Source organism: Paenibacillus sp. PastM-3, assembly GCF_029893965.1.
Classification (GTDB): domain Bacteria; phylum Bacillota; class Bacilli; order Paenibacillales; family Paenibacillaceae; genus Paenibacillus_AQ.
Window position 1 is genome coordinate 1 of record NZ_JARXXP010000043.1, and the last position, 16,762, is coordinate 16,762.

Annotated in this window: 13 protein-coding genes and 2 tRNA genes; 2 read left to right on the plus strand and 13 right to left on the minus strand. The window is 52.2% G+C overall.

Annotated features, from left to right (window positions below; translation table 11 throughout):
* Positions 1-470: 470 nt before the first annotated feature.
* From M2108_RS29600 to nrdR, 3 genes are all read right to left on the minus strand, one after another.
* Positions 471-543 (minus strand) — tRNA-Lys (locus M2108_RS29600).
* Between the two features lie 16 nt (positions 544-559).
* Positions 560-635 (minus strand) — tRNA-Ala (locus M2108_RS29605).
* Between the two features lie 236 nt (positions 636-871).
* Positions 872-1,348: a transcriptional regulator NrdR gene (gene nrdR, locus M2108_RS29610; RefSeq protein WP_068721252.1), complete on the minus strand. Its 477-nt coding sequence runs from the start codon at positions 1,346-1,348 to the stop codon at positions 872-874.
* A 164-nt stretch (positions 1,349-1,512) separates the two neighbouring features.
* On the opposite strand from nrdR, the gene M2108_RS29615 reads away from it, so the two are divergent.
* Positions 1,513-1,734: an alpha/beta-type small acid-soluble spore protein gene (locus M2108_RS29615; protein ID WP_277473059.1), complete on the plus strand. Its 222-nt coding sequence runs from the start codon at positions 1,513-1,515 to the stop codon at positions 1,732-1,734.
* 77 nt (positions 1,735-1,811) lie between these two features.
* On the opposite strand, the gene M2108_RS29620 is transcribed toward M2108_RS29615, so the two are convergent.
* The 9 genes from M2108_RS29620 to pnpS form a co-directional block, all read right to left on the minus strand.
* A complete protein-coding gene (locus M2108_RS29620) occupies positions 1,812-2,375 on the minus strand; it encodes a lytic transglycosylase domain-containing protein (RefSeq protein ID WP_277473058.1) in 564 nt (187 codons plus the stop codon).
* The gene (gene coaE, locus M2108_RS29625; protein WP_277473057.1) at positions 2,372-2,968 is read right to left on the minus strand and encodes a dephospho-CoA kinase; all 597 of its coding nucleotides are present in this window, start codon (positions 2,966-2,968) and stop codon (positions 2,372-2,374) included. The genes M2108_RS29620 and coaE overlap by 4 nt, the downstream gene beginning before the upstream one ends.
* A gap of 9 nt (positions 2,969-2,977) precedes the next feature.
* Entirely contained in the window at positions 2,978-3,727 is a 750-nt protein-coding gene (locus M2108_RS29630) for a manganese efflux pump (RefSeq protein ID WP_277473056.1), read from the minus strand.
* Positions 3,728-3,915: 188 nt separating this feature from the next.
* On the minus strand, positions 3,916-4,752 hold the full coding sequence (gene mutM / locus M2108_RS29635) for a DNA-formamidopyrimidine glycosylase (RefSeq protein WP_277473055.1): 837 nt from the start codon (positions 4,750-4,752) through the stop codon (positions 3,916-3,918).
* Between the two features lie 51 nt (positions 4,753-4,803).
* Positions 4,804-7,473, minus strand: coding sequence for a DNA polymerase I (polA, locus tag M2108_RS29640; RefSeq protein WP_277473054.1), 2,670 nt, complete (start codon positions 7,471-7,473; stop codon positions 4,804-4,806).
* 218 nt (positions 7,474-7,691) lie between these two features.
* Positions 7,692-8,351 carry a phosphate signaling complex protein PhoU gene (gene phoU / locus M2108_RS29645; protein WP_277473053.1) on the minus strand — a complete coding sequence of 220 codons (660 nt, stop codon included), beginning with the start codon at positions 8,349-8,351 and terminating at the stop codon, positions 7,692-7,694.
* Positions 8,352-8,419: 68 nt separating this feature from the next.
* On the minus strand, positions 8,420-9,175 hold the full coding sequence (gene pstB, locus M2108_RS29650; protein ID WP_039871790.1) for a phosphate ABC transporter ATP-binding protein PstB: 756 nt from the start codon (positions 9,173-9,175) through the stop codon (positions 8,420-8,422).
* A 198-nt stretch (positions 9,176-9,373) separates the two neighbouring features.
* Positions 9,374-10,102, minus strand: coding sequence for a response regulator transcription factor (locus tag M2108_RS29655; RefSeq protein WP_277473052.1), 729 nt, complete (start codon positions 10,100-10,102; stop codon positions 9,374-9,376).
* 189 nt (positions 10,103-10,291) lie between these two features.
* Complete coding sequence (pnpS, locus tag M2108_RS29660; protein ID WP_277473051.1) at positions 10,292-12,085, minus strand: two-component system histidine kinase PnpS; 1,794 nt, start codon at positions 12,083-12,085, stop codon at positions 10,292-10,294.
* Positions 12,086-12,306: 221 nt separating this feature from the next.
* Here pnpS and M2108_RS29665 point away from each other — a divergent pair, with 221 nt between their 5' ends.
* Positions 12,307-13,323 (plus strand): LacI family DNA-binding transcriptional regulator, encoded by a 1,017-nt coding sequence (locus tag M2108_RS29665; RefSeq protein ID WP_277473050.1) that lies wholly within the window; start codon positions 12,307-12,309, stop codon positions 13,321-13,323.
* A 233-nt stretch (positions 13,324-13,556) separates the two neighbouring features.
* Here M2108_RS29665 and M2108_RS29670 read toward each other — a convergent pair whose 3' ends face one another.
* Positions 13,557-16,556: an alpha-amylase family glycosyl hydrolase gene (locus tag M2108_RS29670; RefSeq protein ID WP_277473049.1), complete on the minus strand. Its 3,000-nt coding sequence runs from the start codon at positions 16,554-16,556 to the stop codon at positions 13,557-13,559.
* Positions 16,557-16,762: the final 206 nt, after the last annotated feature.

The window sequence follows — 16,762 nt, forward strand, 5'->3', positions numbered from 1 at the left end:
GTTGTTTTGGCATTGTAGAGTTCCGCTCCTTAACTTGATAGGTTTATTCTACAAGCCCTTATTTTTTATGTCCAACTAAGTGTAGACGATCCAAGACCTGTTAAGGGGGGGCTTGGGGGCTTGGGGGCTTGGGGGCTTGGGGGCTTGGGGGCTTGGGGGCTTGGGGACTTGGGGACTTGGGGACTTGGGGACTTGGGGGCTTGGGACTTGGGGTACGGTGTACCGCGCTGAGTCAACTAGAACCGGCAATCTTATGTCAACTGGAGTACTCGGTGCCAAGAATTGTTCAGATGGTCAGGTACTTTTGGCTGTTCAAGTAACTTTACCCGATGTACTGTTGTAAAATTATTCGGTAGCTTATGCGCCTTAGTTTTTAGAGTCAGCGAGGCGGCCCGCACTATTAAAGCAATCACTGTCCCCCTACTTCACCACACAACAAAAAAACGGCATCTCTGCCGTTTCTTCTAAAATGGACTCTCAGGGGCTCGAACCCTGGACAAATAGATTAAGAGTCTACTGCTCTACCAACTGAGCTAAGAGTCCATGTTGGTATAATATTTGGTGGAGCCAAGGGGGATCGAACCCCTGACCTCATCGCTGCCAGCGATGCGCTCTCCCAGCTGAGCTATGGCCCCATGTTACCCGATTTAGAACTACAATATGTATTCTAAAATCTTATGTGAACTAAAAGCTCACTTCGTCGTGTTATTTCATATTTCGTAGCCGACTTCTATATAATACAGAAATCTATCCCCCATGTCAACACTTTCATAAAAAAATGTTATTGGCTTATTACCCGTAAGAAACGATACAGCACCCCTACAAAGCTCTAAATCAAACGGAGCAGTTATGCACAGGTGCTGCAGCTCCTCTAAAGGCCCTCCAGCTCACCATCGTTTTTGGACAGCAGCCCCTTCAATTCCTTCATGAACATGTTGATGTCCTTAAACTGCCGGTATACAGAGGCAAAACGAACGTAAGCTACCTCATCCACCGGATAAAGCTGCTCCATCACGAGCTCGCCGATCTGCCGGCTCTCAATCTCCGCCAGGGCGATGCCGCGCAGCGTCTTCTCCACCTCGGAGACGATGGATTCAAGACGTTCCACGGACACCGGCCGCTTCTCACAGGCGCGTATGAGCCCTCGCAGGATTTTATCACGGCTGAACTCCTCACGGCTTCCGTCCTTCTTAATGACAATCAGCGGTGTTTCCTCAATCATCTCAAATGTAGTAAAGCGCTTGCTGCAGCGTTCACATTCACGCCTGCGCCGGATCGACTTGTTCTCATTGGCCGGACGCGAGTCAAGCACTTTGGTATTCGTGTGATCACAGTATGGGCATTTCATAAGCTTGGCCACTCCTTTTTGCTGTAATAGTAATTGCTGCTGCAGGCAGCACACCGCTTAGCGGGGCTGAATATTCTTTTCCAGAAAACACCGTTTTATTATTGTTATTAATCTGGCGGGTCCGGCACATAATACAGTTACCAACCGATAGGAGGTGAACAGAAATGAGCCAAAACAACAACAGCAGTAACAATCTGGTAGTTTCCAACTCACGCGGTGCCTTGGAGCAACTGAAATATGAAGTTGCCCAAGAATTGGGTATCACTCTTTCCCCGGACGGATACCAAGGCAATAAAACATCTTATGAAAATGGTTCGATCGGTGGTTACATCACTAAACGTCTTGTAACAATTGCTGAGCAATCCCTGGCAGGTCAATACAAATAACCTGTCCCCATAAGCTTGCCGAAGAAGTATTAAACGGCCTTAAGCCGTTTAATGCTTCTTTTTTATATACAACAACATTAGAACTCACTGTAAATCTCCGTATACTGATTATAATAATAAATCACGCGCTGCACGTAGTGCCGGGTCTCGCCAAAAGGAATATCCTTCACCGCAGCCTCTGTGCCATCCCAGTCCCCTGCATCGAGCCAGCTCTGTACTTTGCCCGGCCCTGCATTGTATGCGGCGATCACAGCTGTCCGGTTGCCGTCAAATTGACGGGACAGCGAGGAAAGATACCAGGTGCCCAGCTCGATATTGGCCGACGGCTCCTCTTTAAGCTCATCCAGCGATACGTCAGGCAGCTTGGCCATTTCAAGCGCCCACTTAGCGGTATCCGGCATAAGCTGCATCAGCCCGAGGGCGCCCTTTTTGGATTCACGGCCCGTCTTGAAATTGGTCTCCACACGGATAATGGCCGCGACCAGAAACGGATCGGTCTTATACGTGCTGCTGTGTTTACGGATTTCGTCTTTATAATGGATCGGATAAAACCAGGACATCCAGTTGGTGCCGAGAAACAGAATGGCGGTAAAGCCGATGAACAGCAGGAGCAGCACTCTTTTTTTACGCAGCCAGCTCATAATAATCCCAGCCTGTCCAATATAACGGCAACCTGCTGCTCAGTCTCGGTAAGCTCACCGCTATTATCAATGATATAATCTGCTCTCCTGCGCTTCTCTTCAATATCCATCTGTGCATCCAGCCTTGCAGCAGCCTGCTCGGCATTAAGGCTGTTACGCTCCATCAAGCGGGCCAGCTGCACCTCGCGGGGCACATACACGACCATAACCTTATCGAACAGGCTGTCCAGCTTGGACTCATACAATAAAGGAATGTCTACAATAATCAGACGCTGCGGGTCTTCTTCTTCCAGTGTATACATCTGTTCCTTGATTTCCTGACGGATTGCCGGATGTGTCAGGCTGTTCAGTACCTGCAGGGCAGCGGGGTCGCTGAAGACAATTTCCCCCAGCGCAGCCCGGTTCAAGGTACCGTCAGGGAGCAGAATTCCTTCGCCAAAATGTTCTACAGCAGCAGCCAGCACGGGATGTCCCGGGAGCATGACCCCTCTTGCGATGACATCGGCATCGACGAGTCGTGCTCCTTTTTGCATTAGCATTGCGGAGACGGTGCTTTTTCCGGATGCAATACCTCCGGTTAAGCCCATAATCATGTACTCACCTCATAACAGCTTCATTATTCCCATAGCAATTAATAATAACGCAGGCAGAGCGGCAGCATGCTTCATCCAGAAGCTTCCAGACAGCTTGAGACCGGTCTTCATTCCAAGCAGCAAAAAGGTACCGCTGAACAGGGCAATCATCAGCGAGGTCCAGATCGGGCTGAAGCCAAGCAGAGCAGCACCAAGACCTGCGCCAAACGCGTCCAGCGACAGCGCAATCCCCAGGATCATCGCCTCCATTGAGGAGATGCTGCCGGAAGCATCCATGTCAGCGGAGGACGGCGTCCGCAGAATCTGAATAACAACACCCAGATGCCGCAGCTCCAAGGAGAAAACAGCGGACTTCTGCGGGCCGGCTTCTCCGGCGTCTGCCGGCAGCTCCGTTAAGGCGCCTGCTTCAGTCTCAAGGCCGGATGTTGCAACCCCTGCCGATCTCTCGAGTACGGCTTCCCGATCCTCATCCTGCGGGCTCCGCTCCTTCTGAGTCAGCATCTGAATCAGCGACCAGCAGCCCATTAAGACGAGAATAACCGCTCCAATAATGGAGGCGGCATCCGGAGAGACAACCTTGGCTAAGAGTACACCGACCTGCATCGAGACACCAATGACGATCCCGGAACAGAGCGAGATAATCAGAATGGAGAGCAGCGGTATTTTCATTTTGCGTAATCCATATGTAATGCCTACACCAAAACCGTCCAAACTAAGCGCAAAAGCCAGAAGCAGCAGTGAAAACAATGGGCTGATCACCCGCAATCCCTCCCGTGAAGAAACGGAAGCCTTGAGGATGAAACCCTCCGGCTCCGTTTGCTTGTTTCAGCGTTCTTCACACAGTATATGGGCGGGACATGCAGTCGGTTCCTGGGCTTTTGTGTCAGGCCGGGTAGCTCTGGCGCATTTAAACAAAGAAACAGATCAATCTCATTTCTAACTTTTGCTTATAAAACAGTTAAAGGCTGGCAATTCGGGCAGATATGCGTGCCCCGGCCGCCTACGACGCTTTTCTCGATCAGGGTGCCGCAGGTTCTGCAGGGCTGATCCTTGCGTCCGTAGATAAGATGCTGCTGCTGGTAGCTGCCGCTTTCCCCCTGGCCGTTAACATATGATTTGACCGATGAGCCTCCGGCGTTAACCGCATCTGTCAGTGTCGCCACAATCGCTCTGTGCAGCTGGTTCAGCTGCTCGTCCGAAAGTGACTTCGCCGTCTCCTCCGGGTGAATCCCCGCACGGTGCAGCGCCTCATCTACATAGATATTGCCGATGCCGACAATATATTCCTGATTAAGCAGCAGCGGCTTGATTTTGGTACTCCGGCCTCCGACAATTTCCTTAAACCGCTCCGGCGTAAAAGAAACATCCAGCGGCTCCTGACCCAGCTTGTTCAGGGGCTTCAGCAGCAAATCCTCACCGGGATCAAACAGATGCATGGTCCCGAACTGGCGCACATCCGTGTAACGCAGCTCTGTGCCGTCGGTAAAATGGAAAATAACATGAGTATGCTTGTCCAGCAGCTCATCCTGACTGTACAGCCCGTAACGGCCCTCCATCCGCAGATGGGAGACCATCACGAGTCCATCCAGTACAAACCGCAGGAACTTGCCTCTTCGCTCAACTGTAACAATGCTATGGCCCGCCAGCATGTTGGCAAAGGCCTGGGTATCGTCCGGACGCTGGATAATCCGCGGCAGCCGGACGGTGACGTGCTCTATCTGCTTGCCTGTAATTAAATCGTTAAGGGTTCTTCTGACTGTTTCAACTTCCGGTAATTCCGGCATAATGACTCACCTCTACTCCATTATAACGGATATAGGCAAGCAGCGGGGAGCCTATTTCGCCTCGTACCAGTTACTTCCATAACTTACCTCTGCCTTGAGCGGTACAGACAGCTTGAGTGCACCGGCCATAACCTCCGGCACCAGCTGCTTCATCAGCTCCAGCTCCTCCTCAGGCACCTCAAACACAAGCTCATCGTGCACCTGAAGCAGCATACGGCTCTTCAGCCCGCGTTCAAACAGCGCTTTATCCATATGCACCATAGCCAGCTTGATAATATCTGCAGCCGTTCCCTGAATCGGTGTATTCATGGCAGTACGTTCGGCAAAAGAGCGCAGATTAAAGTTTTTGGCATTAATCTCCGGCAGATAACGCCGGCGCTCCAGCAGTGTAGTCACATAGCCCTGCTTACGGGCATCCTGCACAATATCATCCATATACTTGCGCACGCCCTGGAAGACCTCGAAATACTGCTCGATAAACTGGGCTGCTTCCTTGCGCGGAATGTTGAGATTCTGCGATAGGCCGTAATCGCTGATGCCGTATACAATCCCAAAGTTAACCGCCTTGGCGGAACGCCGCATATTGCTGTCTACCTGATCAGCCGTTACGCCGAATACATCCATTGCAGTCTTGGTGTGAATATCCATATCTTCCAAAAAGGCTTCCTTCATCCGTTCATCGCCGGAGATATGCGCCAGCACCCGCAGTTCAATCTGCGAGTAATCTGCCGCCAGGATCGACCAGCCCGGTTCAGAAGGGACAAAAATTTTCCGCAGCTTGCGGCCTTCCTCCAGCCGGATCGGAATATTCTGCAGGTTCGGAAACTGGCTGCTGAGCCGTCCTGTAGCCGCAATCGTCTGCCGGTAGAAGGTATGCACCTTGCCGGTCTGCTCTGAAATTTCCTTGAGCAATCCTTCCACATAGGTGGACTGGAGCTTGGCAATGGTGCGGTACTGCAGAATCAGGCGCACCACATCATGATAAGGAGCCAGCTTCTCCAGTACTTCTGCATCTGTGGAGTAGCCTGTTTTGGTCTTCTTCACGACAGGCAGCCCCAGCTTCACAAACAAAATTTCACCGAGCTGCTTAGGCGAGTTGAGGTTGAATTCGGTGCCGCAGATCTCATAAATTTCCGCGACAAGCGACGCAATTTGCGCCTCGAATTCTTTGCCCAGCTTTTTAAGCTCCTCTTTGTTGACGGCAATACCCTGCTTCTCCATGTCAGCCAGGATCCGTGACAGCGGCATTTCCAGATCCTCAAACAATCCGGTCATTCCTGTCTCCTGCAGCTCCTGCTGCTGCTTCTCCACAATCCCGAGCACCGTGGCGCTCTTGCGGGCTACGTGGTTACCCAGGATTTCCAGCTCGGGGATTTTGTATTTGGCTCCCTTGCCAAACACATCCTCATCCGGGGACAGGCGGGGCAGACCGTACTTGGAGGTAAGATCATTCAGGTTCTGGTTCGCTTCCGTCGGGTCCAGCAGGTAGGCGGCAAGCTGCACATCATTCGCCGCTCCGGCAAAAGCAATCCCCTGCCAGTGCAGGGCCAGGTCAGAACGGTGCAGGTCGTAGCCGCTCTTCGGCGCTTTGCTGTCACCCAGCCAGTCCCGCAGCGGTGCAGCTGCCGGACTCTGCAGCAGGGCAAACGGCACGTAATAATGCTGCTCCGGCGAAGACAGGCCGATGCCGATCACCTCCGAGCGGTGCGGATTCTCCCCGTTCGTCTCCACATGCAGGGCAGATATTCCCGGGAGTGCGGCAATCAGCGCTTCCAGCCCGCCTTCTTCCACGATAGTAATATCCAGCTCCGCTGCTTCTGCAGCCTCCGCCGCTGTATCTTCGCCGGCTGCGCCGGAATAGGCGCTTAGCGACAGCCGCTCCAGCAGCGACTTGAACTCCAGCTTCGCCAGTGCAGGCCCGGCCGTATCCCGGTTAATCCCCGCGAAGGACATATCCTCCCAGGCATGTTCAAGCGGAACCTCGCGGTAGATGGTCGCCAGCTTCTTGCTCATGACTGCACTGTCCGCATGCTCCTCCAGCTTCTCTTTCATCTTGCCTTTAAGCTCGCCGGTTCCGGCCAGCACGCCTTCTACTGAACCGAACTGGTGAAGCAGCTTAAGCGCGGTTTTCTCACCTACACCGGGTACACCCGGTATATTATCACTCGCATCGCCCATAAGGCCCTTCAGGTCAATAATCTGCTCAGGCGTCAGGTCGTATTTCTCACGGATCTGTTGCGGCCCGTACAGCTCCACCTCAGTTACGCCCTTACGCACAAGCGCAATGGTTGTATGCTCCGAGGCCAGCTGCAGCATATCCTTGTCCCCGGATACAATCATCACTTCACGTCCGGCAGCGTCAGCCTCGCGTGAAATACTTCCAATAATATCATCCGCTTCATAACCGCTGATTTCGAATTGCGGCACGCCCAGGTCGCGCAGCAGGTCCTTCAGCAGCGGAAATTGCTCAGACAGCTCAGGCGGCGTCTTTTGCCGTCCGCCTTTATAATCCTCATATCCTTCGTGCCGGAACGTAATTTTGCCTGCATCAAACGCCACGATCAGATGGCTTGGTTTATGTTCTTCAATTAAACGCAGCAGCATGGTTGTAAAGCCGTATACGGCGTTCGTCTGCTGCCCGGCTGTATTCGTCAGCGGCGGCATCGCAAAAAACGCGCGGTAAATAATATTGTTTCCGTCTATAAGTATCAACTTGTCCACTGTAGCACCTCGCCTTTTTCTTGCTTACTTCTTACATCTTACCATATGCCCTGCACCAAAATGAACCAAAGCGCACGATTTGCACTGCGGTAAGGCATATTCCCGCATGAAATGCAGGATTGCCAATCTTCACCTGCTTGAAACCGATAACATCTTATATTCCTATCAAAAAAACAGCAACCCGCCAGAGGGGGTTGCTGTTTGGGCACTGCTTCATTCTACTGGTTCAAATCCGGACGCTTGCCGGTTACGAGATAGACTACGCTCTCACCGATATTGGTCGCATGGTCGGCAATCCGCTCAATGTAGCGGCCGACCAGGGTCAGCAGCATCGCTTGGTTCAGGGATTCCGGCTTCTCAACCATATAGGCGTACAGCTCGTTAATCGTTGCACTGTACAGGCCGTCAACCTGATCATCATCCTGAGCCATTTTGTAAGCCAGATCGGTATTTTCATCCAGGTAGGATTGAATCGCTTCCGTGATCATCATCGAGACAATTTCAGCCATGCGCGGAATATCAACCAGCGGCTTGATCAGCGCCTGTCCCTGAATACGCATCGTAACCTTTGCCACGTCCAGGGCCAGATCGCCCATACGCTCAAGGTCACTGGAAATTTTGAAAGCAACAATAATACGGCGCAGATCCTTGGCTACAGGCTGCTGGGTAATGATCAGCCGTGAACCGATCTCCATAATACGGTCTTCCATTGCATTAAGGCGCAGATCCGCCTTCACGATTTCCTGTGCACGCACAACGTCCAGCGTCTGAAGGGCAACAATTGCACCTTCCAGCGCATCAATTACGTGTTCGCCCATTTGCTGCAGCAGGCTGCGCAATTCTTCCAGATCTTTATCGAATTCTTTTCTGCGAATCATAAATAATGCGATCCTCCTCAAAAACGTATGGTCAGCCTGATAATCCAGGAACGGGTCCCCTATGGGTATTAGCCGAAACGTCCGGAGATGTAGTCTTCTGTCCGGGAGTCCTTCGGATTGGAGAACAGCATTTCAGTATCCGCGGCCTCTACGATTACACCATTCAGGAAAAATACAGTACGCCCGGATACACGTGCAGCCTGGTGCATGTTGTGCGTTACCATTACAATCGTATATTTGCTGCGGAGCTCCTGTACCAGTTCCTCAATCTTGAGGGTGGACACAGGGTCGAGGGCAGAGGTAGCCTCATCCATCAGCAGAATATCAGGCTGGACGGCAAGCGCTCTGGCAATGCACAGACGCTGCTGTTGTCCGCCGGACAAGCTGAGTGCAGACTTTTTCAGGAAATCCTTAACTTCCTCCCAGAGGGCGGACTGGCGGAGACTCTGCTCCACAATCTCATCCAGCTCCTGCTTGGAGCGGGTGCCGTGCAGACGCGGGCCGTAAGCCACATTGTCATAGATCGACTTCGGAAAAGGATTGGGCTGCTGGAACACCATGCCGACCTGCTTGCGCAGGCTTTCCACTTCCACTTCGTCGCTGTAAATATTTTTGCCGCCGATGTTCACTTTACCTTCAATGCGTGTTCCGGGAATCATGTCGTTCATACGGTTTAGGGTGCGCAAGAGGGTGGATTTACCACAGCCGGATGGACCGATAAAGGCGGTCACCTGTTTCTCCGGAATCTGCAGATCCACGTTCTTCAATGCGTGAAATGACTCATAGTAGAGATCAAGCTTCTCTATGTCAATGATGGATTTCATGTGTTTTGGCAGTCTCCTTCTCATCATCTTCGTTCCCAATGATAAGCTTTTAGTGTAAATAGAGTTGAAGAGAAATGTTAACGCAGTGTAAAATCACGGAGACCTGTTATAGTTCATCTAACAAAACTGTAATTATATTGTTTATTTATCTTTCAATTTTTATGTACATTTTCCAATACTGAAAAGAACACCGTCATATTAAATGACCGGTGCTCTTTTTTTGTTTACGACCAGCTTGTAGCCTACGCCGCGGATTGAATCAATATGGACGGATTCCGGATCGAGCTCCAGCTTCTTGCGCAAGGAGCTGACATGGACGTCCACCGTACGCTGCCCGCCGATATAATCAAACCCCCAGACGGCATTCATCAAGTCATCACGGGTCAGCACGACTCCCGGCTTACGTGCCAGATACAGCAGCACCTCAAACTCCTTCGGCCGCAGGTTAATGCTGTGTCCGCCCAGTGAAACCTCATACCGCTCCGGATAAATTTCGAGCTGTCCCAAAATGATAGTCGAGGCAGACGCAGGCGTTTCCGTCTGAATCTCCTCCGTCACCCCGGAAATCCGGCGGAGTACAGCGCTGACTCTAGCGAGCAGCTCCGATACGCCGAATGGCTTCGTAATGTAGTCATCAGCGCCGGATTTCAGGCCGCGGACTACATCCTCTTCGGCATTTTTGGCTGTCAGCACAATAACAGGCGTACGGATGCCCTGACCGCGAAGCTTGTCGAGGATATCGATCCCGTTCATACCGGGCAGCATCAGATCCAGTACGATCAGATCAAAAGGTTCTCTAGTCGCACGGTCGTATCCTGCCGTTCCATGATCCTCCACTGTCACTTCATAGCCTTCCTGCGTCAGATTATAGGACAGCAGCCGGGCCAGCGTCGGTTCGTCTTCAATGACCAGCAATCGTTGTGCCATAGTTTCCCCCGTATTCACATATTTTAGAATTTACATAAAAGCAGCAAACCCATCATATCACCGGAATGTTAACTTGGTGTAAAATAACTACAAATTCCGCAGGTGACTTTACAGTTCAATATTATCGCCCGCAGCTTCCGCTTGCAAATCCATAATGCTGCCAGCAGTCGGAATCCGGAAGACCGTCTGTTATTTGTCATGCTCCTGCAGCAGCGGCAGCTCCAGTATGAACGAGCTTCCGATTCCGAGATCGCTCTCTACTGTAATTGTTCCCCGGTGGAGCTCTACCAGATGCTTCACGATGGACAGGCCCAGCCCCGTGCCGCCGGAGCTTCTGGACCGTGCTTTATCCACCCGGTAGAACCGTTCAAAGATCCGCGGAAGGTCTTTGCGGGGAATTCCCATGCCGGTATCGCTGACTGTAAAAATAACCGTTTCCGTACCATCCGGCTTATGTCCGTTGACGACTGTAATTTTTACATTCCCGCCGTCATGGGTGTAATTAATCGCATTGGACAACAGATTCATAAAGATCTGCCGGAGCTTGTCCTCATCCCCTTCCATGAAGAGCTCATCCGGTACAATAGCGTTGAGTGTGATTTTTTTCTTCTCGGCCACCTTGCTGAGCGTCTCCAGAACAGAATCAAAGAATTCGCTCAGATAGACCGGTGAACAATCCAGCTGCACCCGCTTGGACTCAATTTTGGACAGCTCCAGAATATCTCCGATTAGCCGGTTCAGCCGCTCATTCTCATCATAAATGATCTGCAGGAAGGAGCGTGCCGTCTTCTCATCACTGACACCGCCGCCGAGCAGGGTTTCGGCAAAGCCTTTGACTGCTGCGACCGGGGTCTTCAGCTCATGCGAGACATTCGCGACAAATTCGCTGCGCATTTTCTCCAGCCGGCGGATTTCGGTGACCTCCTGCAGCAGGAACAGCATACCCCTGTGGGAGCTGTCCTGGGTCATCGGCACACCGTCCAGCCGGACAATCCGCTCTGCCGGAGTATAAATGCTGCGTTCTTCATGAATCGGCTCACATGAAAGCACGCCCTCTTCAATCAGCCGGCTCAGCTCATAATGGTGCTTCAGCTCTTTATAGGAATGACCGGCCAGCTCGCTGTTCTTCACATCCAGCATGCGTTCTGCTGCACGGTTAATCAGGGCAAACTCCCCTTCGGCATTAACCATGACAATCCCGCCTGTCATATTGTCTAGCACGCTCTGCAGCAGATCCTCATTGTCCCGGATGGTCTTGAGCTGGGCCTGCAGGCTATCCGCCATCGCATTGATCGCTTTGGCCAGCTGGCCGACCTCATCCTTGCGTTGTATCGGCACCCTCGCGTCATAATCCAGATCGGTAATCCGGCGGGCAACCCTTGTAATCTGCTCAAGCGGCGAGGTCATGCTGGATGCCACTTTATAGCTGACAAAGGTGGCCGCCACAAACAGCAGCACCAGCCCCGCAGCCATAATGATCCACGCTCTGCTCAGACCCTCGGTTACTGCGTCCAGGCCCATCGACAGCCGGATATAGCCGTCAAAACCGTCATCTGAGGTTACGGCACCGGCGACATAGAGCATCTCGCGGTCCAGTGTATTGCTGTAGCGGATAGCCCGGCCGATCCCTTCTTTTGCCGCGAGTACCTCTTCTTCACGGCCCAAGTGGTTGTCCATTTCAAGCGGATTCCGTTCAGAATCGCCGATTACCTTCCCTTCCTTCGTAATAAAGGTAATGCGGGAGTCTGTAAGGCCGGCAATATGCTCAGCATGCTCTGTATAATAGCTGATTGCCTGCGGGCTGTTCATATCAATAAACTGAAAGGTTCCGGAGAGCAGCTTTATTTCCCGGGACATGTTTTCCTCCAGCGCCGAGATATGAGAATCCTTGAACAGCTTGGCCATCGTAAGGCCTGCCCCGATCATGGAGATTCCGACCAGGGCCATCAGGATGAAGGTAAGACGGATGCGAAACGGTTTCATAGCAGACTGTCCTCTTTCTTATCATGTGTCTTTGGGTCTTTGAGAACATCCTAACTCCATTTTCGTGAAAATACCAGTTCCTCCGCCAATTATCAACGCAGTGTAAAATCTGCAGCAGGCCGCAGGCCGCTGGAATCAATGTTGACTAGTCGAATTAGACGCCGCAAAATGATAAACTATTAAATAATACCTTTTACTCTATTTTTTTGTGAGGGATCCCGATGAAAGTAACCATTTCGGATGTCGCAAGGGCAGCAAATGTGGCAAAGTCCACCGTTTCCAAGGTGTTGAACGACTCTCCCAAAATTTCAAACGAGACCAAGCAGCGGGTCCGCGAGATTATGAAGCAGATGAATTATATACCCAGCAGCATCGCAACCGGTTTAGCCAGGCAGAGCAGCCAGACTGTAGGGTTGCTGGTTGACATGTCCAAAGAGAGCGAATTTTTGAACCAGTTCTTCTATAATATTATCGGCGGGATCGAAAGTGTAATGGGTCCCCTTGGATACGAACTGACTCTCTGCAACATCCAGCATCATGCTGCGGAGGATCATTTCCTGAACAGGCTGGTGCTGAACCAGCGGGTTGACGGAATCATTGCCAACAATTCGGTACTGACGGAGGAGCTGGCCAAAGAGCTGGACCGGCTCAAATTTCCTTATGTCTCCATCGGAGAGATGGAGCCTGCCGCGAGCTGGGTGGATTTTGACAATGAAGCAGGCGGAAGAATGCTGACCCGTCATCTGCTGGAGCAGGGCTACTGCAGCCCCGCTTTCATCGGCGGACAGCGGAATGAACGCATTTTCAGCCGCCGGCTGAGCGGCTATCTGCAGGCGCTCAAGCAGTCCGGCATCATTGTCCGCCAGGATTGGATCGTGAACGGGCAGGCCGATGAGCATGAAGGCTACCGCTCTGCCCTCCGGCTGCTGATGCGTGAAGACCGTCCTGATTCAGTCGTATGTATGACCAATTATACAGCGTTCGGTGTGTTAAAAGCGGCCCGCGAGCTAGGAATTGAAGTTCCCGGACAGCTGGGCATCACTGCTTTTGATGAATACCCCTTGTCCCGCTATACCACACCGCCGCTTACCTCATTGAATATTGATACCTTCAAGCTGGGGGTAACCTCCGGCCAGTGGCTGATGGATCATATCCGGGACAACTGTACGGCCTCGCGGCGTCTCCTGCTCGAACCTGAGCTGATTGTGCGCGAGTCTACAGCAGGTCCTGCCCGCTGAAATCATCCATTTCGCAAAATAACAAGAAAGAGGGGCTATCTGACCGGCAGATAACCCCTCTTCTTGTCATTCCTTAAACCATTAATATGGCAGCCCCAGGCGAGTAAAGCGAAACATTAATTCAAGCCGCTATTTTGTGAATAAATGAACTAAGTCACTACCAAACGGTTGGATTGCTAAAAATAATCAGCGCCGCCCCATCCGGGGCAGCGCTGTGAAGACATTCTGTAGTGTTATTGATCCTTCCAGCGCTGCACGGTCAGATTCACCGTCTGTGCTCCGCCGGCTGGTGTGAGCGTACGATTGGCAATCTCGGCGCCGCTTGAGCTTGTTTCAACCATTGCCCAGCTGCCGCGTGTCACTTTATACTGCACTGCAGTTCCCGCCGGCAGGCTGAGGGTGATGGAATACACTCCGTCGCTGCCTTTGGTCAGCTGATAGGCCGGGTCAGCCGCATTCCAGCTGTTGAAGGAGCCGCTGAGATACACTGGTCCGGAGGACGGAGTGGTGCTTGGGACAGTAACTCTGAAGGTTACGCTGTCAGCCTGAGGCACGCCGGCTGTAAGGCTGCCGTTCACCAGACTCCAGGTGCCGGCTGTAAAGCGATAATTGCTGCCACCGTTATTATCCCAGGTACCGCTGCCATTGTTGAACGCTGCCGTCAGACCGGCGGCTGTGCCGAGCTGAATTGTAGCTGTCTTGTATCCGGAGTATGACGAGGCCTGCAGCTGCTGTCCCGGTGAGGTGGTCCATACCCCTGAGCCGTCTGCACTGTAATGAATATAAGAGTTCGTAAACGTTGTATTTTGATAATATATGGTTACTGAATTGCCACCTGGAGTTGCGGTTGGTACAGGCGTGGCTGTCGGAGTTGCAGTAGGCGCCACGGTTGGTGTCACAGTCGGTGTTGGTGTGGCGGATGGTGCTACCGTTGGTGTTGGCGTAGCGGTCGGTGCCACGGTAGGTGTTGGTGTGGCTGTAGGCGCTACCGTGGGTGTGGCTGTAGGACCTGCAGGTCCACCCTCCTGAATGTTACCGGTCGGTGTATAGGTCCAGGTGCCGGTACCGAACAGGTAATTGCTGCCGCCGTTGCTGTCCCAGGTGCCGCTGCCGTTGTTGAAGCAGGCCTCTAGCTGGGTGGCGGAGCCGATATTAATTGTAATTTTGTTATAACCGGATACTTCCGCTGCCGGAATGGCTACACCCGGTGCTGTCGTCCAGGTCCCTCCCGCCGGCCGGTAATGGATATATGGTGTAGTATAGCCCTGCTTGTAGTAGATTGTCACACTGTTGCCGGCCGGGGTGGTGATTAAAGCAGCCGCACTGAGGGCGGAGAGGTTCCCGGCTACATCAAAGGCTTTTACCGTATAGCTGTAGCTGGTCTGGGATGCAAGCCCGCTGTCCGTATAGGAAGTGGTTGCAGAGGTGCCCACCTTGACTCCGTTGCGGTAAATTTCATAGCCGGTTACTCCCACATTATCAGTGGACGCCGTCCAGCTGACTGTTGCACTGGAAGCATTCTGTACGGTTGCTGTAACGTTTCCTGGAACTGTCGGTGCCACTGTATCGGATACCGGCTGTGTCTTGGCATAGATTTTTGCCGAGTCAGCACCTAGCGATACCGTAATTTGCTTGCCTGTAACGCCCCCTGCCTGCACGGTCACCGTATCGGAAGTATTGAGCTGATTAATCAGAACAGTACCTGCAGTCAATGTGCTTTCGCTGCGCAGCGGAATGGTTACAGTCTGCGTCCCGCCGGAAGCATTGCTGAATACCGAGATGACTTCCTGTCCGACATTAGTGCCGCTGTCAATCCGCCGGGAGAACGCATAGAGGTTCTGCGCAGACCACATTTCACGCTGGGTTCCTGTGCGCAGGGCCGGATTGTTTTTGCGGATTTCGTTCAGCTTGGCTACATGCTTGTAGGTGCTGGTATTTTCGTTAAAATAATTTTCCAGCACATTGCCGTTTGCATCCCGCTTCACCATGGACCAGCGGTTCCAGGTATCGGCTATGCCCCCGGTCATGATCTGGCCGTTGCCGTTGCCCTTGTTCTGTTCAGTCCCCTGGAAAACTACCGGAGTTCCGCGGACCGTAAAGATGAAGGACAGGGCATTCTGCAGCTTCTCAACGCTGCCCCCGGCTTCCGTCAGGAAGCGGTTCCGGTCATGATTGTCGATAAAGGTAACCATATGGTTCGCATTGCCGTTGTAATAGGAATCCAGAGCCAGTGTACTCTTAACATTCGCGTCAAAAGACTGCCCGTAAGCAAAGCTGTTCAGCACCGAGAAGAACAGCGGGAAGTCCAGCATACCCCACTCCTTGTTCGCTCCGACCCAGCGGGAGACAAACTCGGCGTTGCCGTCAAAGTTTTCGCCAAAGGTATTAACCCCCAGCAGGTTCTGCAGCTCGCCGATGTCGGTCGGCTTCATCAGCTTGGCGGCATCTACGCGTGCGCCGTCTGCGCCTGTATAGTCAAACCAGGCTTTGATGGAGCTGAAAATGGCCTGCTTGGCGGCAGGTACATCAAAATCGATATCATCCAGGCCGCCCAGATCATGATTCTCAAGATAATCCTGGGCCCATTGGTCATAACGGCCGTCGGCCAGTGACCAGTTAATGTCACCGTTATGATGGTACCACGCCGGATTATTGAACGGTGCAGCAGGCTGCAGACCCGGAATATCATAATAGGCCTGAGTTCCGAGCATATAGTCGCCGATATGATTTGGCACCACGTCGATAATGACCTTAATACCGAGGGCATGTGCAGAATCAACGAGCTCCTTCAGTTTCTCCTTGGTTCCAAAGTACGGGTTGGCCGCATTCGGGTCTTTAACATTGTAGCCGTGATAAGCAGTGTTCTTGCCCGTGCCGTTATTGTCACGGTTCGTCATCTGCGGCTCGGCTACCGGGGAGATCCAGATTGCTGTATAGCCCATATTGGCGATGTAAGGGAGCTTGCTGATTACCCCCTGCCAGTCTCCGCCCTTCATGTAGCGGAAATCCTCCTCAGAGGTTTCACCATAGCGGATTGCGGCACCGGTGGCATTGTTGGAGCTGTCCCCGTCATAAAAACGGTCGACCATAATCTGATAAATCGTGTCATTCTCAGTGATGGTTCCGATGCTGGCGGCCTCAACCCTGGTTGGTGCCACTACAAACAAATTCATCATAACGGACAGAACAATAGACGTGATCAGAACCGGAACTAGCCACCCTTTGCGTTTCATTCCTCATCTCCCTCTCCTTATTAAACACATAAGAAATCTGCTGCCTGTGAACCTGCATCACATCACTTGCAAATCTGAGGTGCATTGAGGAAACCGGTTTCCCAAGTAAAAATTACCATGTCAATGTATGCGCTGTCAAGCTAAATTAATGTCAAAAAGCCTTCTCTCAGGAATTTGAAAGAAGGCTTCTTTTAACATCTTATTGA